Source organism: Cyclobacterium sp. SYSU L10401 (assembly GCF_010993705.1).
Classification (GTDB): domain Bacteria; phylum Bacteroidota; class Bacteroidia; order Cytophagales; family Cyclobacteriaceae; genus Cyclobacterium.
Genome location: NZ_WOFO01000001.1, coordinates 234,502 through 259,904 on the forward strand (window position 1 = coordinate 234,502; position 25,403 = coordinate 259,904).

Below are 25,403 nucleotides of genomic sequence, written 5' to 3' on the forward strand. Positions count from 1 at the left end.
TTTTCAAGATCATTTAAAATAAAAATAGTTGGATAGGCGGTCATTTTTGTCTCTCTATGAGGAGGATCCATTTGTCAGAAACCTGGCATTGGCAATTGAAGGAGGTAAGCATTCCAGGTTTCAGTTAAAGGGGCTTTCCGGAAGTATGGATGTGGTTTTAATCCAGGCCATGACAAAATTGGTCGGGGGTTTTCACGTAGTGATAGGCCATGATAAGGAGGATGCTGCCTATTTGGGAAGTGACTGGCAGGCATTGACGGGAGAAGGACCCTATCTTTTTCCAGCCAGCTACAAAAAGCCCTACCACCATGAAGACATTGAAAATGCCAATGTGTTGATGCGGGCCGAAATCCTCAATAAGCTTTCCGGATCACCAACAGATGGCAAGGTGCTGATTACTTCTCCGGAAGCCATATATGAAAAAGTAGTCAACAAGAAAAGCCTCAAGGAACATACATTTACTGTAGCGGTGGGTGAAAAGGTAGACCTTTCTTTTGTAGAGGAGCTTTTACATACCTATGGTTTTGAAAAGGCTGACTTTGTCTATGAAGCAGGCCAATTTGCCGTTAGGGGTGGAATCATTGACATTTTTTCCTACGCCAATGATATGCCTTATCGCCTGGAGCTTTTTGGAAAGGAGATTGATAGCATCAGGACCTTTGATCCGGAGACGCAGTTGTCTACAGTGCAAATTGACAAAATCAGCATTATTCCCAATATTCAGACCAAAATGGAAAAGGAGTTCCGGCAACCTGTCATGGATTTCTTTCCCCCGGACACCTACCTGTGGATCAAGGATTATAAACACTGTATGGATGTACTGGAAGGCCTGTTTGATAAGGCCAAAGGATATTTTCAAGATGCTATAGGAGGAGATTCCAATGCCTTACTTATGGCACCGGAAAAGGTGTTTTTGGCCGCAGATGAATTTGAAAAAGGGATGGCTGCCTTTACCCAACTGGCTTTTGGCCATAGATTTGAATGGGAAGGTGTGGCTGATTTTCAATTTCACAGTCACCCCCAGCCTTCCTTCAACAAGCATTTTGATTTACTGGTCCGTGATTTGAACGAAAATGCGGCGAAAGGAATAAGCAATATCATTTGCTCTGAAAGTGAAAAGCAAATCGGTCGTTTGTTAAATATTTTTGCAGAGCTGGACCCCACACTACCTATTCAAACCTTGCCCATCAGCCTGAGGGAAGGTTTTATTGATGATTCCCTTAAATTGGCCTGCTATACGGATCACCAGATCTTTGAAAGATTTCACCGCTACAAAACCACCCATGCCTCCTCGAAGTCCAAGGCCCTTACCCTGAAGGAAATCAAAAGTTTACATCCGGGAGACTTTATAGTTCATGTGGACTACGGCATCGGAAGGTTTGCAGGTCTGGAAAAGGTGGAGGTCAATGGAAAATTACAGGAAGCCATCCGCCTGGTCTTTCGGGATGATGACCTGCTGTATGTGAACATTCATGCCTTGCATAAGATTTCCAAATACAGCAGTCAGGAAGGTACCCTTCCCAGCATGTCAAAATTGGGTTCTCCGGAATGGGAGAATAAAAAATCCCGGGTAAAGAAGAAAGTAAAAGACATTGCCAAGGACCTGATCAAACTTTACTCCAAGCGCAAAACCGCTCCCGGGCACCAGTTTTCTTCCGATAGTGTATTGCAGATCGAATTGGAAAGTTCTTTTATCTATGAGGACACTCCCGATCAGGCATCTGCCACTTCAGATGTGAAAGAAGACATGGAGAAACCCTACCCTATGGATCGCCTGGTATGTGGGGATGTGGGTTTTGGTAAGACGGAAGTGGCTGTAAGGGCCGTTTTTAAGGCGGTAAATGACCGCAAGCAGGTAGCCGTCTTGGTGCCTACCACCATATTGGCCATGCAGCATTTTCAGACTTTTAAGGAGCGGTTGGCTGACTTTCCCGTGGAAATAGAATACATCAACAGGTTTCGATCAGCCAAAGACACCAAAGAAATCATCAAAAGGGTAGGTACCGGAGAAATTGACATCCTGATTGGTACCCATAGGATTGTAAACAAGGATATTAAATTTAAGGACCTGGGTTTGCTGGTCATTGATGAGGAGCAAAAATTCGGGGTAAAAGTCAAGGATCAGCTCAAACAAATCCGGGTGAATGTGGATGTGCTTACCCTTACCGCAACGCCCATTCCGAGAACCCTTCATTTCTCGCTGATGGGGGCCAGGGACCTTTCTGTGATCGCTACTCCTCCTCCCAACAGACAACCTGTAACCACGGAAATCTACACCTTTAGGGAAGACATCATTCGGGATGCAGTGGCCAACGAACTCAGCCGGGGTGGACAGGTATTTTTTGTCCACAACAGGGTAGGAGAAATTGATTCGATAGCCAACCTGATTTTAAGGCTGGTACCTGATGCCAGGGTAGTAGGCGCGCATGGGCAGATGGACGGTAAAAAACTGGAAAAAATCATGGTCGACTTTATCGAAGGAAACTATGATGTGCTGATTTCAACCAATATTATTGAATCTGGTCTGGATATCCCCAATGCCAATACCATCATAATCAATAGGGCCCATATGTTTGGCATGAGTGACCTGCACCAGATGCGGGGCCGTGTAGGCAGGAGCAACAAAAAGGCATATTGTTTCCTGCTAACCCCTCCCACAGCTACCCTGAGTACCGAATCCAGAAAACGCCTGCAGGCATTGGAAGAGTTTTCTGATTTGGGCGATGGGTTTAAGGTGGCCATGAGAGACCTGGATATCAGGGGAGCAGGAAATCTCTTGGGAGCAGAGCAAAGTGGGTTCATTTCGGACCTGGGATTTGAAATGTACCATAAAATCCTGGATGAAGCCGTTCAAGAGTTGAAACAAACAGAATTTGCCTCACTTTTTGAGGTAGATTTGAAAGAAAAAACAGCTCCCCTCGTACAGGATTGCGTGATTGAGACAGACATGGAGTTGCTCATTCCCGAAAGTTATGTCAGCAACATTTCAGAGCGTTTGAGCCTTTATTCCAAATTGGACAGTATTAAAGGAGAAAGTGAACTGGATGGTTTTAAAGATGAAATCAGAGACCGGTTTGGCCCTATTCCGGATAGGGTACAGGCCCTTTTTGAGACGGTAGAATTGCGCTGGATGGCCGAAAAACTTGGGTTTGAAAAACTGGTGTTGAAAAACGAACAAATGAAATGTTACTTTGTTTCCTCCAAGAATGATGCTTATTTCAGTTCTGCACTTTTTATGAATATTATTAAGTTTATCCAAACCCAGGGTAGGTATTGTAAAATAAAAGAAACCAGGGATCGTTTAATATTGGTAATCAAAGGGGTGGACAGCATCCCTACCGGAAAAAAATGGCTATCCGATATGCTTGAGGAGTGAAATCCGTTAAATTAATTTTGGGCTATTTTATTTATAATTAAGGGTTTAACAGGCAAGTAAGTAGGTATGGCATAAAAAAATTTAAAAAACATGGAATTTTTTTATGAGACAAATAAATACTATGGCATGAATATTTATGTATTATTTCACGAATATCGGCTCAATTTACCTTTGCGGCCATGCCGGGAGAATAAAAGATTATTGGTATAATGTATTATTGATTATATATTAGCGTTTTAATAGGGCAAAACCAAAAAGTTGTCACATGAAATTGGGGAATAAAAAATTTCAAATTAGTTTTTTTGCTACGATAGCAATTTTAGGACTGCTGTTGTCTTCTTGTGGAAATAAATCTGGGCGTAGGACGGCCAGTGATCCGGGAGGAGTAAGTGCATCTACTGGTGCACAGTATAGTTTTGATGAAGAAGACTCTGCTTCATTTCAGGTTTTCAGACTTCCAAGGGAAGTGGTAGGCCCCAGGTTGGTCTTTATCCAGGGTGGAAGAGCAGTCCTTGGTTCCCAGGAACAAGATATCATGGGCTTCAGAGACAATGTAGAAAGAACGGTTACCATTGCCTCATTTTACATGGATGAGACGGAGGTGACCAATGTAGATTATAAAGAATTTTTATTTAATATGGCCAAAAGAGATGGGGTCAGCCAGGACTCAATCCAGAAACTTGAGCCCAATGAAAGGGTATGGGATGGTACCATGTCTTATAATGATGTTTACGCCACTTATTATTTCCGATATCCTGGATTTAACTTTTACCCTGTAGCCGGGGTGAGTTGGAACCAGGCCAATGCCTATAGTCAATGGAGGACCATTTATGTCAATGAGCTGGAGAGGGAGAAAAATGAATTGGATTCGGCACTTACCAAGGACCAGTTGATTGAAAGAGGATCTGTATTTCCAGACTACAGGCTGCCCAATGAAGCAGAATGGGAGTTTGCAGCAAAGGCCATGATCGGAACCCAATACATGGACGAAAATCAGGAAAATGGAAGAATCTATCCCTGGGATGGACGTGGTCCCAGAAACCCCTATAACATCAAAAGAAAATCAAGGCAGGGCGATTTTCTGGCCAATTTCAAAAGAGGTAGGGGTGACTACGCCGGTATTCCGGGTAGCGTTTCCAATGATGGGGAAATCATACCTACCAATGTGTACGATTTCCCGGCGAATGATTTCGGTCTGTACAACATGGCTGGCAACATGAATGAATGGGTTCAGGATGTTTATCGACCCCTCTCTTTTCAGGATTTTGATGACCTGAATCCACTGCGGAAAGACGGTATTTATGATGAGGAAGATACTTACAACACGACTTTGATAGACGATAATTATCGGGTGTATAAGGGTGGATCCTGGAGAGATGTGGCCTACTGGCTGGCACCTGGAACCCGAAGATTCATGCACCAGGATTCTGCCTCTAACCATATAGGCTTCAGATGTGCCATGATTGCTGTAGGGGGTAAGGACAGGTAAAGTTTTAGCAATTGATAAGATAAAATAAAAAAGGGTGGTTTACCCTTTTTTTTATGCCTTTTTTTTCCCCGTTGGTATTTACAAAAAAGCCTTTTGGATGAGAGAAGGGGATAAAACACAATTTTGCTGTTAAATCCTGAATTTAATCTTATTTTTGTAGGCATAATTTATTTAAACTTAGGGATTTGTATGAAGCGGGCTTTATTTTTAGTTTTTCTTGGGCTATTCCTGTGCCAGGAGGGATATGGTCAAAGCTGGAGGAGGGTTGGAGATTGGGGAAATGATTTTTCCTCCATCCAATGGGTAGATGAGAACCTGGGATATATTGCAGGGGAAAACATCCTTTTAAAATCTATTGACGGGGGGTTAAGTTGGGTGGAACAGCAATCGCCGAGCAAGGGAGTCATCATTGATTTTTCTTTTTTTGATGAAAGGCAAGGCCTGCTTCTTGGAGCAGAAGGTCAAATATTCCGCACCGAAAACGGTGGGGAAAGCTGGACGGATTACACCCATCCCGAAAACCACATTTGGAAAAAAATTCAGCACCTTGGCAACGACCTGATAATCGTGATTGGAGAGGAAGGAAATTTTATTCGGTCTTCTGATAGCGGATTGACCTGGCAGGATGGGCAAAAAGTTTCCTCAGCAGATATCAATGATTTTCATTTTATAAACGACACACTTGGTTTTGCGGTTACAACCGATGCAGAATTGCTTAAGTCTGTCAATGCAGGAATCGATTGGGAAGTGATCCCCACAGGATTTGAGGTACCCCTGAATGGGGTATTTTTCACCAGTGATTCTACCGGGTATGCAGTAGGCAATCTGGGGACAATCATAAAGACGGTGGATGCAGGTCTGAATTGGCAGTTTATCAATAGCGGCATAGACACGGACCTGGCAGATGTGGTTTTCCATCCTTCGCTGCCCCTGACGGGGCTTATTAGCGGAAGAAACGGAACGATGCTTCGAACGGATAATGGTGGCCTTACCTTTCTTGCCAGCAATGCCCGGACGAATCAGGATATCAAAACCATGGCTTTCAGGCCAGGGACCAATAATGTGCTGGCAGTAGCCTCTAGTGGTAATTTAATTTCTTCCAACAATTCGGGAGCAAGCTGGGCCGTGCGATTGTCCGGAAGGGCCAATGATTACACTTCCATTCAATTTACAACTGACCTCAGGGGGTATCTGACAGGAGATAATGGTTTAATATTGCTCACCGGCAATGGGGGAAATTCATTCGTAGATCGCTCAAGGCCCATTTCCCTCTCCTTTAATGCCTTGTATTTTGTTTCCAATGGGGCAGGTTATGTATCGGGAGTCAACGGAAATATTATCAGTAGCATTAATTCTGGAGCCAATTGGACCACCCTGAACCCAGGAACCAACAGGGACATTAATGGCCTTTATTTTTTCGATTTTAACAGGGGCTTTGCGGTCGGAGAAAGGGGATTGATCAGCAAAACCGAGAATCGAGGGGTCAATTGGGAAGTAGTGCCTGTAGGTTTGGAACAAACTGACTTTCATGACATACTTTTTTTCAATGAAAATGAAGGACTAATCATCGGAGATAATGGGCTGGTTCTCTTCAGTTCCAATGTTGGGGAGGATTGGGAGCAGGTAAACCTGAATAGTACCGCCAAACTAAAAGCAATAGCCCAATTGGATGAAGGAGTGGCCATTATTGTTGGCGACTCAGGAGCTGCATTTAAAACTTCAGACCGGGGACAATCCTGGAACCGGATTCAGACGGGTATTAACAGGAACTTTACCGATGTGGACTTTCTGGATGAATCTGTGGGCTTCATCACAGGAGATGAAGGGTTAATATTGAGAACGTTTGATGCAGGTGATTCCTGGGAGATGCTACCGACAGGTACCTTTCAGAATTTTACCGGAGTAAGCTTCGGCGACCTCAATGTGGGATACGCTGCAGGAGAAAACGGGATATTTTACCAGTATACCTGTCAGGTTCCTCAGGATATTGCCACGATATTTGGAGAAGATAATATTTGTTTGAGTCAACAGATTTACTCCATTCAGGACCTGGAGGAAGAAGGTACTACTTATGAATGGAGGGTAGATGGGGGCACCATTCTTGAGGGACAGGGCAGTACAAGGGTGGTGGTGCGCTGGGATGATCCCGGAAGAAATGCAGTTCTTGTGAGGGGGCAAAACAATTGTGGCAATGGGAATACCACCGCATTGGAAGTGGTTGTATCTGAGGAGCCAAGACAAGCGGCGGATATACAGGGCGAGGGAGTGGTATGCGTCAATACCCTGGAAGAATACCATGTTGACTCCATACCCGGTACGGAATACTTTTGGGAGGCAACAGGAGGAGTGGTCAGGTCAGGACAGGGTACAGCCAAAATCACCCTTGAATGGACCAATTTAAGGGACCAATCGCTCGCCGTTTCTACTACCAATCCATGTGGACAAGGACCTACCAGCGAAAAACAAATCCGTGTGATTACCATTCCGGAGCAGCCCTCTTCCATACAGGGGCCGGACAGGGTAGGCTTTCAGCAGGCAGATTATGAAGTGGAGGCCCTGCAGGATATCAATTACCAATGGGCCATTGGGGAAGGTGGCGAAATCGTCAGTGGGCAAGGCACAGGTGCTATAAGAGTAGCCTGGACCAATGAAGGTGACCACGATTTGGTGGTAACCCCGATGAATGCCTGTAATCAGGGCCCCAGCCAGACGCTTTCGGTAAATGTGAATTTAATCACTTCTCTGCCAGAGGGACAAAGGCCTTCCGACATAAGGATTTTTCCAAGTCCTTCTTTTGGTGACATTGACATCACCCTAGAGGGCCTATCCTCATTAGTCCAGTTGGAAATCTACAATGCAATGGGACAGAAAATAATGGATATCCCTACCCGGGAGGGTCAATTTGTTTATGCTGTTAAGGATTTGCCCAAAGGTCTTCACCTGGTGATCCTTCGGACTAGGAATGCTGAATATAAACGAAAAATTCTGGTGTTTTAATCATTTACACCACCGTCCTTCATTTTTGCTGCATTTTCAGCAAAACGCAAAGCACTGATAAACTCTTCAATGTTGCCTTCCATTACCTCAGGTAGGTTATAGACAGTTTTGTTGATCCTGTGGTCTGTGACGCGGCTTTGGGGGTAATTGTAGGTACGGATTTTATCTGACCTGTCTCCGCTGCCTACCATGGATTTCCGTTGGGCTCCTACCGTTTCATTGTGCTTGGCCAGCTCTATTTCATAAATCCTGGATCGCAGTACTTTCAGGGCTTTTTCAAAGTTTTTTATTTGGGACTTTTGATCCTGACAAGTGACCACCAGTCCGGTAGGTTCATGCGTAAGTCTCACGGCGGAATAGGTAGTATTGACGGATTGTCCTCCCGGTCCGGAGGAGCAATAGGTGTCTTTTCGTACATCATTCATGTCGATTTGCACGTCCACTTCCTCCATTTCGGGCAGCACCGCTACGGTGGCAGCAGAAGTGTGGACCCGGCCTTGTGTCTCTGTAGCCGGCACCCGCTGAACCCGGTGTACACCGGATTCGTATTTCAACATCCCATACACGTCTGCCCCGGAGACAGAACTGATGATCTCCTTGTATCCGCCGGAAGTACCAAAGGTAAGGTCCAGAACGGTCAGGTTCCAGTTTTGCTTTTCACAAAACTTCTCATACATCCTGAAAAGATCCCCTGCAAATATGGCCGCCTCGTCTCCACCTGTCCCACTGCGGATTTCCAGGATACAATCCTTCGAATCATTCGGGTCTTTGGGAATAAGCATTTTTTTCAACTCCTCCTCTATATCCTCTTTTTTGTCTTTCAACTCCTCCCATTCTATTTTGGCCATTTCCCTAAACTCAGGATCTTTTTCCTTTTCAAGAAGTGATTTGGTGCTGCTGAGGTTATCGAGAATCAACCGGTATTCATCATATACCTTCACCACCTTTTCCAGGTCCTTGTACTCCTTGGAAAGTTTGGTGTATTTGCCCATGTCCGACATGGCATCAGGCTGAATGATCAATTGGGCTACTTCCTCAAATCTTTCTTTAATGGCTTCCAGTTTGTCCTGCATGGCATCTTTTTATTTGGAAGGCAAAATTAAACAATATTGTTGACGAAATCCCGACAAAGGCCAGATTATGGTGGCCTGATGGCAGGGTATAGCAAGATTGATTTTTGTCAGGTTTTGAACTTTTTTGAAGTTTAGTCATTATCTTTAAATAAGCATCTGATATTAAGACAAATGAAAAATACAAAGTGGATTCCCCTCCTATTCGCCCCCCTGCTGTTTCTGGCTTCCTGTGGTGACAACAAGAAAATTGACCGAGATGTGGTGGATCAGGTAAACAAGGCCAATGATGTAAAAAAGGTATCGGAGTCTGAAATAACAGACTATGCCTTGAAATGGGGGGATGAGATCAGTCAGGAAGCCCAGGCAGAGCTTATTGGTACCTTGCAAAAAGCCATCGAAGAGAAGGGAATTACGGGAGCCATAGATTTTTGCCAGCAGGAAGCATTGCCCATTACCAAAAATGTCGCCGAAAAGCATCGGGTCAACATTCGAAGGGTATCTGTGAAAAACAGAAACCCGGAAAACAGCCCTACCGACATGGAGAAAAACCTGCTGGATGCCTATGCCTATAACCTGGAAAATGATTTAGAAAACCGTCCCAATATACAGAAAACAGAGGATGGAGAAGTGTTGCTGTACACCAAGGCCATTACCATCCCGGGTGGGCTTTGTCTCAATTGTCACGGCGAACCTGGCAAAGAGGTCAGCGATGCCACGCTCGACATGATTAAATCACGGTATCCGGAAGATAAAGCCCTGGGATATAAAGTAGGGGACCTCCGGGGCATGTGGAGCATTTCTTTGCCCAAAAAAGAAGTGGTAAAGAACATGTAAGCGGGGATTACCTTCTACCCGAAGCGGCTTTTAGGCTTTTACTTTTATATTTGCACTGAAACTTAAGTCAGTCAAAACGGGAGCATGCCTTGCTCTCATGCATTATTAAATATTTATGAAGAAATTTTACGCAATTTTCAGCTTTATGCTGTTGAATTTCAGTGTTTTAGCACAAACACAAAGCCCTGCCGAATTTTTAGGATACAATCTGGGAGAAAGGTTTACTCCCCATCACAAGGTGGCTGCCTATTATCAACATGTGGCCGCTACCAGTGACAATGTGGTATTAAAGGAATATGGGAAAACGAATGAACTGCGGCCGCTAATGGTCGCTTTTGTTTCCTCGCAGGAAAATATCGAACGATTGGAAACCATCCGCACCGATAACATGAAAAGGGCTGGATTGCTGGAAGGAGACCCTGAACTCTCTATTCCGGTGCACTGGATGAGTTACAATGTGCATGGCAATGAGGCCGTTTCTTCGGAAGCAACCATGATGACCCTTTTTTCCCTCGTAGATCCGGAAAGTGAAACATCCGGGGATTGGTTGGCCAACACCCTGGTGGTACTGGACCCCTGTGTGAATCCTGATGGACAGGAAAGGTATGTGAACTGGTACCAACAAAAAATGAATCAGGTACTTCAGCCAGACCTGCAATCGGTCGAACACCAAGAGCCATGGCCTGGAGGAAGACCCAACCACTACCTCTTTGACCTGAACCGGGATTGGGCCTGGCAGACGCAAGTGGAAACACAGCAAAGATTGGCCTTATACAATGAGTGGCTGCCACAAGTTCATTTGGATTTTCACGAGCAAGGTATCAATTCCCCCTATTATTTTGCTCCTGCCGCAGAGCCCCTTCATGTACAGCTGACGGACTTCCAGCAGGAATACCAGGAGATCTTTGGCAGGAATACAGCCGCTTATTTTGATCAAAATGACTGGTTTTTTTTTACAAAAGAAAGGTTTGACCTGCTTTATCCGAGTTATGGAGACACCTACCCCATGTACAATGGAGCCATTGGCATGACCATAGAGCAGGGGGGGTCGGGCAGAGCCGGTATAGGTGGCTATGATGCCCAGGGAGATACCATTACCCTGAAGGATAGGATCATCCATCACCATACCACCGGGATATCTGCCATAGAGACCACTTCCTCCATAGCCGACAGGGTTTTGGAAGCCTATGAACAATATTTTGCTGAAAGCAGTACCAATCCTTCCGGCCCTTACAAAAGCTTTGTCATCAAGGGTGGAAATCCACCGGCAAAAGTTAAGGCCTTATTGGAACTGCTGGATAGAAATGGAATCCGTTATGGCAGGAGTGGAAAAACCGGCAACTTTAACGGGTTTTCCTATCAAAATGGTGCCTCCGGCAGGCAATTCCTGGCTGAAGATGATATTGTCATCAATGCCTTTCAACCCAAGTCCGTATTGGCGCAGGTTTTGTTTGAACCGGAGCCAGTGTTGAACGATAGCATTACGTATGACATTACCTCCTGGGCACTTCCCTATGCGTATGGATTAGAAGCGTTTGCCCTGGAAAACAGGTTGGATCCCGAATTGGTCTACCAGCCTGAGGATTTTACCGAAAATCAACCAGATCAGGATGTATTGGCATATATCGCTCCCTGGAATGCCACCGTACATGTCAAATTTCTGACCGGCCTGCTTCAGGAAGGGATCAGGGTACGGTACAACGAATATCCATTTGAGGTGGCAGGTCAGGCTTTTCCGGCTGGCTCTCTGATCATCAGCAGAGGTGGAAATGAATATGTTAACGGTTTCCATGAGAAAGTAACTTCCCTGGCCAATTCCTATAAAATGAGCCTGGGCAAAACCCAAACCGGATTCATGGACCGTGGCAAAGATTTTGGATCTTCTCATGTACCGATCATCCAGAAACCTTCCATTGCCCTGGTTGGTGGAGAAGGCGTATCCTCCCTGAATTTTGGGGAAATTTGGCATTTTCTGGATAGCGAATTGAAATACCCTGTAGTCATTCTTGAAACAGATCAATTGAATCCAGCTGTTTTGCAGCAATATGATGTATTGATTTTGCCCTCAGGGAATTACAAGGAGGAATTGCATCCCGTGTTGACAGAATGGGTAGCAGCGGGCGGCAAGCTCCTTGCCATGGAAGCTGCATTGGATTTGTTTGCCGACAGGGAGGAAGGTTTGCTGCAGTCTTATGCCAGTGAGGAAGAAAAGGCAAGTTTTGAAAGCCAGGCTACGGCGGCTTCCATAAGTGAAATAACGACTCCTTACCTGGAAAGAGAGCGGATGGAAATTTCTGGCTATGCAGCAGGAGCCATATATGAAGTGCAAATGGACCGTTCTCACCCCCTGGGATATGGAAGCGAAGGAAAATTCTACACCTTAAAAAATAACAACAAAAGATATGCGCTGCTGAAAAGTGGTATCAACGCCGGTTATATCAACGACCAGGATAGCCACCGCACAGGCTTTATTGGTTATAAAATCAAACCCGGGATGGTCAATTCCATGGTTTTTGGCATTGAGCAGCAGGGAAGTGGGCAGCTCATTTATATGGTGGATAATCCCATGTTCCGGAGTTTCTGGGAGGCCGGCAAGTTGATTTTTGCAAACGCTTTATTTTTATCAGGAAATTAATTAAAAAAAAACAGCCATGATCCTTAAACCATGGCTGTTTTTTTTAGGTATTTGTCTATATTTCTTAGAAATACCTGACCTGCCATGAGCGACTTTATACTCAATCAGACCGACACCTTTCGCTGCCCCTGGTGTCTGGGATTCGAAAAGTACATAAAATACCATGATGAAGAATGGGGTGTTCCGGTGTACAGTGACCGCAAGCATTTTGAGTTTCTGGTGCTGGAAAGTGCCCAGGCTGGACTAAGCTGGGCCACCATACTGAAAAAGAGGGAAGGGTATGCGCAAGCCTTCCATGATTTTGACTACCAAAAAGTAGCTGCCTTTTCACCTGCAGCCATTGAAGGACTCATGGGGAATTCTGCAATCGTGAGAAACCGGCTGAAAATAGAGGCTTCCGTCAATAATGCCCGAAGATTTATCGAAATACAGGAACATTACGGAACATTCACGGACTATATCTGGGGATTTGTAGATGGTAAACCCCTGCAAAATGAATGGAAAAGTTTGTCTATGGTCCCGGCAGCCACAGAACTTTCCAATCAAATAGCCAGAGACCTGAAGCAAAGAGGTTTCAAGTTTTTGGGAAGAACCATTGTGTATTCCCATTTGCAGGCCACAGGAATAGTCAACGATCATTTGCTGCAGTGCTTTCGACATCAGGAAGTGAAACGCATGGCCAGGTATTAAATCCCTGCCATTGTATTAGTAAGTAACTGATATTTATGCCGCTTTCGTTAAGGTTCTTTTACTGAAAATTCCCGGCATGATACACTTTCCCCTACAGATGGTGCCGGGAGGTATGAGTGACTTTCGATTTAGGGGTGTTGTAGGCAGGTAACCTGGAGGAGACCATGGACCTCTGCATGAAAGAAAAAAGTACAAATGATCCTAACCTTAATAGTAATCATTGGGTTTTTGGTAGTTTTGCAGGGTAAACCTAAATGCTCCAGTTTTCCGGAGAAACCAGCGGTGCCGGGTAATCATTCTCCAACTTCAACCCACTTTTTTTTAACTTTTCCGTAGAAAGCTGAAAGGGAATGTGGCGGTCAAAACCTTTTAATTTCACGAGCTCCGGAATCCATCTCGCAATGTAGTCTCCCTGGGGATCGTATTTTTTGGCTTGCAACAGTATATTGAAATAGCGGTCTGATCTAGGGTCATTGCCCACCCCGGCGATGTACATCCAGTTGCCCCAGTTGCTGCATGGATCGTAATCTATGAGTTGCTGTTCATAATAGGCCGCCCCCCAGCGCCAATCGATTTCCAGGTCGTTTACCAGGAAGCTGGCGACCAGCTGCCGGCCCCGGTTGGACATAAAACCGGTTTGGTTGAGTTCCCGCATGTTGGCATCGATAAAGGGGATACCGGTTTTGCCGGCAGCCCATTTTGAAAAAGCCACTTTGTCTTCTTTCCAATAGCCTGGCTTGTCCTGAATGCCCCCGAGCTGGAAAATCCGGTTGCCATGCTTTTTGGCCATAAAGCGAAAGAAATCCCTCCAGATCAGTTCGAAAATCAGCCAATAGGTAGATTGATTTTTGGTTCGTTCTGATTCATATCGTTTTGCTTCCCGGTAAATTTGTCTTGGAGAAAGGGCTCCCAGAGCCAGCCAGGGGGAGAATTTGCTAGAATAATCAGCCCCCATTAAACCATTTCGTGTTTCTTTATAACTGGCAAGACCGTTGGTTTGCCAGAAATAATGGTTCATTCTTTCCAGGGCAGGGCCGGATCCTCCCCGGAAAAGCATGTCCCCATTGTCGGCCTGATCTTCAATCTGGAAACCCGGTTCGACTATTTCCGGCCATGAATTCAGATGTCCCTCCCGTACTTGGGCAAAACGGACGGGTTCGGGAATCTTTTCCAGCGGACGGATCAAAGATAGTCTCTCACATTCTTTTCTAAACCTGGTAAATACCTCAGGCATTTGTGCTACCGGAAATGGTAGGTCGTCTATATGGAACAGAGTACTTTGCCAGTAGCTTTCCGTGGCAATACCCTTGCTCCAGGCGGCTTTTTCCAATGCCTGTTCCACCCTGATTTCCTCAGCCGTGACTTCCTGGGAAAAACATATTACACCTGCCCCGGCTTTTTGTGCCAGGATGGGTATCTCCTCTTCAGGTTTGCCATGAAGGAGCAGCAAGGTGCCCCCTTTTTCCATGATTTGATTTTGCAGGTCCTGAATGGTTTCGGAAAGGAACCTGGCGCGGTAAGGACCGGTTTTTTGCAAACCAAAACCTCCTGGTCCAAATTGCCGGGGATCCAGGCAGTAAACGGGTAAAATGCTTTTGGCCAGTTCCGTTGCTTTTTTTATGGTGAGGTTGTCTTCCCATCTCAGGTCATTTCTCAGCCAGACAAGTGCTTTTTCGTATCGCATACGAACCTTAAACCCTCCGTTTAGGTAAAGTGTTTTTAACAAAAAGGTGGTTTTGGTGGATGCTTTGGCCGGGTTGGTCACCATCTTGAATGCGGAATTTCCCTTATTCAATTGCCTCCTGCTTCAGCTGGGGGCAATTAATTGGGTTATCAGCATCATTGGCTTTAGCCAAAATTTTATCCATGAAGCTCTTGATTACAGATTTTACGGGTATTTCCTAAAGCCACCTTCCCGTTTTTGAGATGCTAGCCATTGATTTTTCGGCCATTTTGTCTATTGGAAACTTAATCCTCCCCCAAAATAGTCGGCTTGCTTTGGGCTTTGGATTGCTTGATCCGGTAATTCAGGGTCAGGTTGATTTGCCTTCTTCTGGGTAGGATATCCCCTTCCGTCAAAAAGCCCGGCCCTTCGAAAATATACCGGTTTCTGCGGGAATTAAACACATCCATTACATTCAGAATGAGCGTTCCCCGGCCTTTCATGATGTCCTTGCTGGCAGAAATGTCCAGGTAGGCAATGGCCTTTTGCACCCCCTGGGCCACCTTTCTGCGACCCTCATAATTGCCCCGAAGCTGCAGGTCCAGCCCATTGGCTAAAGTAAAGCGGGAGGTCAGGCGGGTAAACCAGGAATAGGTGTCGGCCGTATAGGTGTCCAAAATATTACTACCATCTACTTTGGCATAGAAAAAGTTGAAATTCGCATCAAGCTTCCACCATTCCACTGGGTAATAGTCCGTGGTGAATTCAAAGCCCATGGATTGTTCTCCTATTATGTTATAGGGTAGCGTAGTGGCATTTCCTTCTTCATCCACACTACGGATGCGCTCGATTTTATCCTCAGTATCCCGGTAGTACAGGGTGGAGAAAACAGAGCCCTTGTCCATGTATTTGATATGGCCGAGTTCGAATGCGTCCGTGTATTCCGGATTCAGGTCCGGGTTGCCGCTAAAGAAATTCCGGGCATCGGAAAAGGTCATAAAGGGACTCAGATCGTTGTAAACGGGCCGTCGGATCCTTCGGCTGTAACTGACCTGCAGGGCATCATCCGGGCTGATGTTGTATGTCAGGTGGGCAGAGGGGAACAGGTTGGCGTAATCCCGGGGATTGACCTCATTGGTTTTTACCAGGGTAGTGCTCACATCGGTGTATTCTGCTCGTAAACCTCCCTGATAAGAAAATTTATTGCTCTTATTGCCCAGGATGGCGTACGCCGCATGGATGTTTTCGTCGTAAAGGAAAATATCGTCCAGACCGGGCAGGGCTACCATGTCTCCCGACTCTGTCCGTTCGCTGACGATAAAATCATTTTCCATATTCCGGATACTGCTGCGTATTCCAGTTTCAAAGTTTCCTTCGCTACCGATGGGCTTGGTATAGTCCAGTTGGAGCAGCCATTGCCTGTCAAATTCGTCGTTAATAGAGGTTTGATACAGGGAACCACCTGGAATGGCCGTTCCATTTGGAGAGTAGGCATCCTGCGTGTACACCTGATCGGAATTTTCCCAGTAATCCAGGTAAGTAATGGCCGTACTGAGTACATGGCCCTTCTGGTCAAAGCTTCGTTTATAAGTCAGGTTAAACTCCGAGTTGGGTTCTTTCTCATCTTCATCCTGTGTTCTGAGGGTGTAACTGTCCAGGGGAGCATCCGCTGCGGCATAATCGTTGTACCGGATATTGGTCAGGCGCCTGGCATCACTCCTTCTCCAAAGGTAGGAACCGGTAAGGATGCTGTTTTCGTTGAAAAAATAGTCCAGGCCGGCCCGGATATTGTTGTTCAGTCCATTCACGGTACCGGTAGTGGTCTGATAGGAATAAAAGCTGGTATCGGAATTGCTGACTTCCTGTCGGATGGTTCCTTCCCTTGGAACGCGGCGGTAAGCCACCCCGTAATTGACAAACCAATTGATTTTTTTGTGGCGGTAGTTCAGGTTAGCGGCCAGTCCAAAATTGGTCGGATTTCCCGCAATTCCCTCAAAGGAGGCATTAAAGCCCTGGTTGTTTTCTTTTTTGAGGATAATGTTGATGACACCGGCCATCCCTTCTGCCTCGTAGCGCGCAGAAGGGTTAGTAATGACTTCTACGGTTTCGATCATGCTGGCGGGGAGTTGTTGCAGACCGCTGCTGCCCTTGAAGCTGACCAGACCGGAAGGTTTGCCATCTACCAGAATGCGTACATTGCTGGATCCCCTGAGGCTTACCCCACCTTCGGGGTCTACGTTGATGGAAGGAAGGTTCATCAGGATGTCGGAGGCGGTTCCCCCTGCATTGGCCAGGTCCTTGCCTACGTTGAAAATCCTTTTGTCCAGGGAGAGCTCCATCAGGGTTTTTTCTCCCTGTACCACCACTTCCTCCAGGTTTTCGGTATCGGCTTCCAATTCGAGCGTACCCAAATCTACCCTCCGATTTTCCCGGTTGATAGTCAGGTCGTTGATTTCCGTGGGCAGGTAACCCATAAATTCCACGAGTACAGCATACTCTCCCTGCGGCAGGTCCAGGTCAAAGGTACCGTCCTCTGCCGTGATGCCTCCATTTACCAGTGTTTTTTCGGCACTTTCCGCATCAAACACGCTAATCGTTGCAAAACCCAGTGGAGCTTTGCCTTCGCTATCAATGACTTTTCCCCGAATCCCTCCGTAATTATCGGACTGGGCAATTAGGGAGCTGCTGATTAGAAAAAATAAGATTATTCCGGGCAGGTAAATTTTTTTCATAGTTATGAATTCTTTTTTCTGGGTATCCGCAAAGATAGAAATACAATATGTAGGAAAGTTGAATTTTTACAGGAAAGAGGAAAGAAGTGCATCAAAAGGGTGCATTTTTTGATCAGATACAGGCAAATAAAACCTTTTGACAAGAATTCTTGGATTCAAACGTTGATTTGACCTGATGTTTATTTTAACAAACACTATCAGCAATCACTTTTGCAGGATGGAGGACCTGTAAGTTCAAACTTTCCCAAAGTTCTAAACTTTATGAAAGTTAAGTTTTACAAATTCGTAATAGTAGGGACCAGCTCTAAATCCTGTTTTTTTATTTTGGTAGAATAGAGTAGATTAGTCGGGTCAATTGTTTTAGAAATAGCGTACGACTGTATGAACTACCGATATTATCATTCCCTTTTTCTGCTGGCCATCGCTATTGCCTGGTCTTGTTCTTCCGGGGAACCCAAATTGGAGGAGCAGATTTCCATGGACGAGGCGGCATTGGAAAGCGGCGAAAATTTATTTGATACCCACTGCAGCAGTTGTCATGGATTCGAACAGGACGGGATTGGGCCGCATTTGGGAGGGATCACCCGGGAGCAGCCACTGGACTGGCTCCGCCGCTTTATCAAAAACCCCACTGAAGTAATCGAAAGCGGAGATGAGCGGGCCAAAGCTGTTTTTGAGCGTTACAATACTTACATGCCGGCCTTCGGCTACCTGGAGGATAAGGAAATCGATGCGATCATTGCCTACATGCATCAATATCCGGCACCGAAGGAGGTAGAAGGCGCAAGGGCCGATTCCATTTTAAACCCAATACCCGAAGCCATTCCCCTCTCTGATCTGCTGGTCGAATTGGAATGGATCAGCACCATTCCTGCTTCCGCAGAAAATAAACCCCGGACCCGCATTGCCAAGATGGACTACCATCCGGTAACGGGCGATTTGTACATCATGGATCTGCGGGGCAAAATGTATCTCATGGAGGGGGAAGAAACCGAAGTGTACCTGGACATGCATCAGCAAATGCCCGATTTTATCAACGAACCTGGACTGGCTACTGGTTTTGGCAGCTTTGCCTTTCACCCGGACTTTGGTACTAATGGCCTGCTGTACACCTCTCATACCGAAAAACCGGGAACCGCTCCCGCAGATTTCACCTACGGAGACAGCATCAAGTCTACCTTGCAATGGGTGGTAACCGAATGGAAAACCGATCAACCCCTGCAGGTGCCTTTGGAGGCAGAAAGCCGGGAGCTGTTCCGGATCGATATGGTTACCGGAATACATGGCATGCAGGAGTTGACTTTCAATCCCCTTGCCGAAAAAGGAGAACCGGATTACGGCTTGTTGTATATCGGGATCGGAGACGGGGGTAGTGTGGGCGCAGGTCATCCCTGGGTTCCCCATGGAGCCGAGCAGGCCTGGGGTTCCATTTTCCGCATCGATCCCTCCGGAACCAACAGCACCAATGGCAACTATGGTATTCCCCCGGATAATCCCTTTGTGGATCAGCAGGAAGGGCTGCCCGAAATTTATGCGCATGGCTTTCGCAATGCCCACCGGATTACCTGGACGGCTGACGGGAAAATGCTGGCCACCAATATTGGACAGGGTCAGATCGAATCCCTGTATATCGTGGAGCCCGGAGATGACTATGGCTGGCCGGTTAGGGAAGGTCCTTTCGTAATCGAACCGGAATTGGACCTGAACCAGGTTTTTCCCCTACCGGAAAATGATGCCGAACTGGGCTATACCTACCCAGTAGCCATGTATGACCATGATGAAGGCAATGCCATTTCCGGAGGTTATGAATACCAGGGAAACGATATCCCCGAATTGAGGGGCAAGTACCTTTTTGGGGATATTGTTCATGGCAGGCTGTTTTATGTGGAAACGGCCGATTTAGAGCGGGGTAGCCAGGCTCCAATTTACGAATGGAAGGTTAGCTATGAAGGAATTTCCAGACCCCTTTCCGAACTGTCAGGCAGCAACCGGGTGGACTTGAGACTGGCAAGGGACCAAGCCGGAGAAATGTATCTTTTCACCAAAGCCGATGGCAAGGTATATAGGATGACAGCAACTTTACCATCAGAACAATGAAAAATTACGATCGAAGAAAGGTGCTCAAAAGTATGGCCTGCGTAGGAGCCATGGCAGTGGTCTATCCAGGCTATGGAAATGCGGGTAGAAGCCTTCCCACGCTATCCATCGGGGCTTGCGACTGGTCCATTGGCAAGACGTCCGATCCGGAAGCCTTTTCCCTGGCCAGGGAAATCGGATTGGAAGGCTTGCAGGTAAGCCTGGGTACCGCCCAGAACGACATGCACCTGCGGCAGGCTGGCGTTCAGCAGGCTTTTTTGGAAGCTTCCCGGGAGCATGGGGTAGCCATAGCCAGTTTGGCTATCGGCGAACTCAATCGGGTTCCCTACAAGTCGGCTCCTGAGACAGTGGCCTGGGTGCGTGACAGCATCGGTGTGGCCAAAGCCCTGGGCTGCACCAATGTTTTGCTGGCTTTTTTTGGTGAGGGCGATTTACGGGAAGATCCGGAAGGACAGGCAGAGGTGGTGCGCAGGCTGCGGAAAGTGGCCCCCAAAGCGGAAGCGATGGGCGTTAACCTGGCCATTGAATCCTGGCTTAGTGCCGAAGAACACCTGAGGCTAATTGAAACCATTGGCTCTCCAAACGTGAAAGTCTATTACGACGTAGCCAATGCTACTGAAATGGGCTTCGATATCTTCCGGGAAATGGAGCTGCTGGGAACCGAGCACATTTGTGAAATTCATTTCAAGGAAAACGGCAACCTACTGGGCCAGGGAAAAGTAAATTTTCAACGGGTAAAAAGCACCCTGGATAAAATAGGTTACAAAAACTGGATTATCATGGAAGGGGCGCTTCCAAAAGGAGCTGCCATTTTGCCCGCTTACCAGCAGAATCTACAATTTGTCAGGCAACTTATTAAAAATTAGGACTTTGAAAAATTCCACGATCTCAGGTTTTCTATTATTGCTTTGCATGTTTTCCTGTGGGCCTGATGCCCGGGACGAAGCACCTTTACTTTTTATACCGGACGATCTGGAAGTTACCTTATGGGCCAGCAGCCCGCTGTTTCACAATCCTACCAATATGGATGTGGACGCCAAAGGCAGGGTATGGCTTACAGAGGCCGTTAATTACCGGGATTTTCGCAATGCGGACGGGCACCTGGTAAGGGAAGCAGGAGACCGGATCATGATCCTGGAGGACAAGGATGGGGATGGAAAGGCGGACACTTCTCAGGTGTTTGTACAAGACGAGGATTTGCGCAGTCCCCTGGGAATAGCCGTGATAGGTAATCAGGTAGTGGTCTCCTGTTCTCCAAGTGTCATCATCTATACGGATACCGATGGAGATGATCTGCCTGACAAAAAAGAAGTTTTTTTGACCGGATTCGGAGGCAAGGACCATGATCACGGTCTGCATGCCGGCCAATTGGGCCCCGATGGTAAATGGTATTTTATTACCGGCAATGCCGGGCCTCATCAGGTTAGGGACAAAGAGGGTTGGACCCTGCGTTCCGGAAGCGTCTACAATGAATATACCCCCTACAGTAAGGAAAATTTACCTTCCCAGGTAAGCGATGACGGTCAGGTATATACTGGTGGGCTTATTGTCCGGGTAAACCCCGATGGCAGTGGAATGGAAGTGATGTCCCATAATTTTCGCAATGCCTACGAGGTTTTTGTGGATTCTTTTGGAAATATGTGGCAAAGCGATAACGACGATCAGACAGCCTCCTGTCGCACCACCTGGCTGATGGAAGGCAGCAATGCCGGCTTTTTCAGCGAGGAGGGCGACCGCACCTGGCAAGCGGACCGCAGGCCGGGTCAGACCATAACAGAAGCGCACTGGCACCAGCATGATCCCGGGGTTTTGCCTGCAGGCGATATATACGGGGCAGGCTCTCCCACAGGAATGCTGCGCATAGAGGGAGACCAGCTGGGAGAAGAAAACCGTGGATTGCTGCTCGCTGCCGATGCGGGAAGGAATATTATTTTTGGCTACCAGCCCAGGCCGGAAGCATCCGGGTATTCATTGGCTGACCGGCAAAATTTCATCGCATCCGTTGACGTGGATAATGAAGGGTACATCTGGCATCAGGTGGAAGCGGATACCAGCAAGTGGTTTCGGCCCAGCGACCTTAGTCTGGGGACGGACGGATCTCTCTTTGTGGCCGATTGGTATGATCCCATCGTGGGTGGCCATCAGATGCGGGACAAGGAAGGGCAAGGAAAAATTTATCGCATTACCAAAAAGGGGCAGGACTACCCCAAAGCCAGCATCGACTTGGCTACCGCATCGGGTCAGGTAGCGGCCTTGTGCAACCCTGCCGTACACGTGCGCGCCAAAGCAGCGCAATTACTGCAAAAGCAGGGCGCAGCGGTAATTCCCGAATTGCAAACCCTGCTGGATCATGCCAATCCCTTTTTCCGGGCCCGGGCGATTTGGTTACTTGCCGGAATGGGTACTCCGGGCATTAAAAAAATATTGCCTTTGCTGCAGGACAACAACCCGGAACTGGTTCTCACAGTGGTCCGGGCCCTGGCGGCCCATGCTCCGGATACCTTGCTGAGGGAGGCGGAAGCGTTGCTATCAAATGCTGACCCTCTGGTCAGGCGGGAATTGGCGATATTGTTGCGGCATGAGGATTATGAAAAAACAAACCAAATTTATGCTTACCTGATCGAAGCTTACGATGGAAAAGATCCCTGGTACCGGAATGCATTGGGGATAGCTTTAAGCGAAAGGGCCAATGAAGTATTTGATGCGGAATGGCAGGGACTGGATCCCCTGGATTGGATCCCTGAACAGGCCTCCCTTATATGGGAACTGCACCCAGAAGCAGCGATTCCTGCCCTGAAACTTCGGCTGCAAAGCGAAACGCTGAGCAGCACAGAAAGAATGCAGGCCCTGGAAACCCTGGCCTTTATCCCTCATAAAGGTGCAGTAGAAGTGTTTCTGGACCTGGCAGATGAGGAAGGAATGCTGGCCGAGCAAGCCCGTTGGTGGTTGCAATTCAGGAAATACAATGAATGGCAGGGATTTCTTGAAGATTGGGAACCACCCTTGGATAATTTGCCGGCTGCCCAACCGGAACTCCTGGCATCCTTCGAAAGGCTGGGTGACAGCCTGGCGACGGGAGATCAGCAGCGGGAAGCACTGAAAATCCTGGCCGAAAGCCCGGAGGGCAGGTTGCACCTGGCATTGCTGGCAGTTAAAGGCAGCTTTCCCGATTCCCTCGAGGCGGATCTCCCGACAGAATGGCCGTCGGAAGGCAGGCCTGCGGTTAAGCGACTGTTGGGGTATTTTTTTGGCCGGTTAAAGGATATGGAGGAGTCGGCCGTCAATGAACTTGAGGGCGATGCAGTAGCTGGAAAGGTGTTGGCCGCCCAAAACTGCCTTGCCTGCCACCGTATCGGGGATTCAGGAAATGAAATTGGTCCCAACTTGAGTGAAATAAGACAAAAAATGGATGCCCCTACCCTGGTAAATGCCATAGTGCAGCCCGATGCAGGTATTGGTTTTGGATCGGAAGCCTGGTTGGTTCGCCTGAAAAACGGAGTGGCACTATACGGACTGCTGCAGTCCAACGGTCCGGTGGTCACGGTGTTGGATAGTCAGGGGCAGCGTTTTGTGATTCCGGCGTCTGAGGTAGCCGAGAAACGGCAAGTACCGATTAGCCTGATGCCCAAACCGGAGGAAATGGGGCTGCTCGCTCGGGACGTAGCCGACATCATGGCCTACCTGATGCAGGGAGATGATTAAATGCTTGTACAATGCCAGTTTTTGGTTAATTTTGCGCCCATGGCAAAAACAGAGCAGACCCAGGAAGTTTCCCTATTCAAAGATATCGTTGCCCATGCCAAGGAGTATGGATTTGTTTACCCTTCATCTGAGATTTATGACGGCTTACAGGCCGTGTACGATTACGGTCCTTATGGCGTAGCCCTTAAGAACAACCTCAAGCGCCTGTGGTGGGAATCCATGACACGGCTGAATGACAATATCGTAGGTCTGGATTCGGCCATCTTCATGCACCCCACTACCTGGAAAGCATCCGGTCACGTGGACAGCTTTAATGATCCCATGGTAGACAACAAAGACAGCAAAAAGCGGTACCGTGCGGATGTGTTGATTGAGGAGAAAGCTGCCCAGTACGAGCAGGCAGGAGAAGCGGAGCGGGCAAAGGATCTTTTGGCTGCCATGGGCAAATTGCTGGATGCAGAAGACTTTGCTGCCCTAAGAGATTTGATGATCAATGAGGACATTACCTGTCCCCTGAGTGGAACGGCCAACTGGACCGAGATTCGGCAGTTTAACCTGATGTTTTCCACCCAGGTAGGATCTGTATCTGAGGATTCCTCTACCATATATCTCCGGCCTGAGACAGCGCAGGGCATATTTGTTAATTTTTTGAATGTACAGAAAACAGCCCGGATGAAAGTTCCTTTTGGCATCGCTCAGATTGGAAAGGCCTTCCGGAATGAGATCGTAGCCCGGCAGTTTATATTCAGGATGCGGGAATTTGAACAGATGGAAATGCAATATTTTGTTCGTCCCGGCACGGAAATGGAATGGTACCAAAGCTGGGCCAATACCCGGGTAAAATGGCACAAGGCCCTGGGAATACCTGAGGATAAAATTCGCAGGCACGATCATGAAAAACTGGCCCATTATGCCAATGCGGCATTGGACATTGAGTACCAGTTTCCCTTTGGATTTAAGGAGGTAGAAGGCATTCATTCCCGTACCGACTTTGACCTGAAGGCCCACCAGGAGTACAGCAAAAAGAAGCAACAATACTTTGATCCTGAAGTAAATCAGAACTATATACCCTATGTAATCGAAACCTCCATAGGGGCTGACCGCTTGTTTTTGATGGCCCTTTGTAATGCCTATGTGGAGGAAACTTCCGGCGAAAAGCAGCGGACCTACCTGAAATTCCATCCGGCCATCGCCCCGGTGAAGGCGGCCATCCTGCCATTGACTAAAAAGGATGGTTTACCGGAAAAGGGCAAGGCCATTTTTGAGCAGTTGAAATATGATTTTGACATCATCTATGAGGAAGCTGCATCCATCGGCAAGCGCTATGCCCGTCAGGACCTGATTGGCACTCCATTTTGTATCGCTGTCGATCACCAGACATTGGAAGACGACACCGTGACCATCCGTCACCGGGATACCACGGAGCAGGAGCGGGTGCCTATTGCTGATTTACACGGAAGGTTGGCAGCCGCCTGTAGTTTTCGGACGGTGTTTGATAAAATATGATTTTTCCCTCCCCGGTCCGTCCGGTCCCTGAGCGGAGTCGGTACTGACCGTCATTGCGAGCGCAGCGAAGCAATCTGAACCGGAGCGTGCGCGCAAGGATCAGGAAAAAAGGCATTTAAATACGCCTGCTGTGTCCGTCTCCCGACAGACTGCCGCGGGTGCTGGGGCGGTTGATGAAATACGATTGGGGTCAGGTCAGCACCCTCGCAGTGACGGCAGAACCCGTCATTGCGAGCGCAGCGAAGCAATCTGAACCGGAGCGTGCGCGTAAGGGCCACGACAAAGGGCATTTAAAAACGCCTGCTGTGTACGTTTTCCGACAGACTGCCGCGGGTGCTGGTGCGGTTGGTGAAATACGATTGGAGTCCGATTAGCACCCTACCGATGACGTATTTTTTTAACATACTGATTTTTAAATAGTTAAAAAAAACACCGTCATCCCGATTTATGCGTTTTTTAAAATGTTAATTCTCGCAGTGACGGGAACGTGTCGCAGCGATGCCAACGTCGTCATTGCGAGCGCAGCGAAGCAATCTGAACCGGAGCGAGAGCACAAGGAAATCAGAGAAGGACAGTTAGGTACGGCTGATCTGCACGTCTACCTTTGAG

At 47.4% G+C, this 25,403-nt stretch carries 13 protein-coding genes; 10 read left to right on the forward strand and 3 right to left on the reverse strand.

All coding sequences use genetic code 11. The annotated features are described in order from the left end of the window. The first annotated feature begins 28 nt into the window (after positions 1-28). The 3 genes from mfd (at position 29) to GL182_RS01020 (ending at position 7,862) form a co-directional block, all read left to right on the forward strand. Entirely contained in the window at positions 29-3,376 is a 3,348-nt protein-coding gene (mfd, locus tag GL182_RS01010; RefSeq protein WP_163377708.1) for a transcription-repair coupling factor, read from the forward strand. Between the two features lie 265 nt (positions 3,377-3,641). Next, entirely contained in the window at positions 3,642-4,865 is a 1,224-nt protein-coding gene (gene gldJ / locus GL182_RS01015; RefSeq protein ID WP_163377709.1) for a gliding motility lipoprotein GldJ, read from the forward strand. 189 nt (positions 4,866-5,054) lie between these two features. Further along, on the forward strand, positions 5,055-7,862 hold the full coding sequence (locus tag GL182_RS01020) for a YCF48-related protein (RefSeq protein ID WP_163377710.1): 2,808 nt from the start codon (positions 5,055-5,057) through the stop codon (positions 7,860-7,862). On the opposite strand, the gene prfA is transcribed toward GL182_RS01020, so the two are convergent. Further along, entirely contained in the window at positions 7,859-8,935 is a 1,077-nt protein-coding gene (gene prfA / locus GL182_RS01025; protein WP_163377711.1) for a peptide chain release factor 1, read from the reverse strand. The two genes, GL182_RS01020 and prfA, sit on opposite strands and share 4 nt — an antisense overlap. A gap of 171 nt (positions 8,936-9,106) precedes the next feature. Here prfA and GL182_RS01030 point away from each other — a divergent pair, with 171 nt between their 5' ends. The 3 genes from GL182_RS01030 (at position 9,107) to GL182_RS01040 (ending at position 13,094) form a co-directional block, all read left to right on the forward strand. Beyond that, positions 9,107-9,769: a DUF3365 domain-containing protein gene (locus tag GL182_RS01030; protein ID WP_163377712.1), complete on the forward strand. Its 663-nt coding sequence runs from the start codon at positions 9,107-9,109 to the stop codon at positions 9,767-9,769. 115 nt (positions 9,770-9,884) lie between these two features. Continuing rightward, entirely contained in the window at positions 9,885-12,404 is a 2,520-nt protein-coding gene (locus GL182_RS01035) for a M14 family zinc carboxypeptidase (protein WP_163377713.1), read from the forward strand. 84 nt (positions 12,405-12,488) lie between these two features. Next, the gene (locus tag GL182_RS01040) at positions 12,489-13,094 is read left to right on the forward strand and encodes a DNA-3-methyladenine glycosylase I (RefSeq protein ID WP_163377714.1); all 606 of its coding nucleotides are present in this window, start codon (positions 12,489-12,491) and stop codon (positions 13,092-13,094) included. 250 nt (positions 13,095-13,344) lie between these two features. On the opposite strand, the gene GL182_RS01045 is transcribed toward GL182_RS01040, so the two are convergent. Both GL182_RS01045 and GL182_RS01050 read right to left on the reverse strand, forming a co-directional pair. Beyond that, positions 13,345-14,862: a DASH family cryptochrome gene (locus GL182_RS01045; protein ID WP_317167766.1), complete on the reverse strand. Its 1,518-nt coding sequence runs from the start codon at positions 14,860-14,862 to the stop codon at positions 13,345-13,347. A 200-nt stretch (positions 14,863-15,062) separates the two neighbouring features. Further along, complete coding sequence (locus GL182_RS01050) at positions 15,063-17,489, reverse strand: TonB-dependent receptor domain-containing protein (protein ID WP_163377715.1); 2,427 nt, start codon at positions 17,487-17,489, stop codon at positions 15,063-15,065. Positions 17,490-17,870: 381 nt separating this feature from the next. Here GL182_RS01050 and GL182_RS01055 point away from each other — a divergent pair, with 381 nt between their 5' ends. From GL182_RS01055 to GL182_RS01070, 4 genes are read left to right on the forward strand one after another with little or no spacing between them, the layout of a single operon-like run. Continuing rightward, positions 17,871-19,586 (forward strand): PQQ-dependent sugar dehydrogenase, encoded by a 1,716-nt coding sequence (locus GL182_RS01055; protein WP_163377716.1) that lies wholly within the window; start codon positions 17,871-17,873, stop codon positions 19,584-19,586. Continuing rightward, positions 19,583-20,452 carry a sugar phosphate isomerase/epimerase family protein gene (locus GL182_RS01060; RefSeq protein WP_163377717.1) on the forward strand — a complete coding sequence of 290 codons (870 nt, stop codon included), beginning with the start codon at positions 19,583-19,585 and terminating at the stop codon, positions 20,450-20,452. The genes GL182_RS01055 and GL182_RS01060 overlap by 4 nt, the downstream gene beginning before the upstream one ends. A 4-nt stretch (positions 20,453-20,456) precedes the next feature. Further along, a complete protein-coding gene (locus GL182_RS01065) occupies positions 20,457-23,288 on the forward strand; it encodes a PVC-type heme-binding CxxCH protein (RefSeq protein ID WP_163377718.1) in 2,832 nt (943 codons plus the stop codon). Between the two features lie 39 nt (positions 23,289-23,327). Further along, positions 23,328-24,794, forward strand: a complete 1,467-nt coding sequence (locus GL182_RS01070; protein ID WP_163377719.1) for a glycine--tRNA ligase — start codon at positions 23,328-23,330, stop codon at positions 24,792-24,794. Positions 24,795-25,403: the final 609 nt, after the last annotated feature.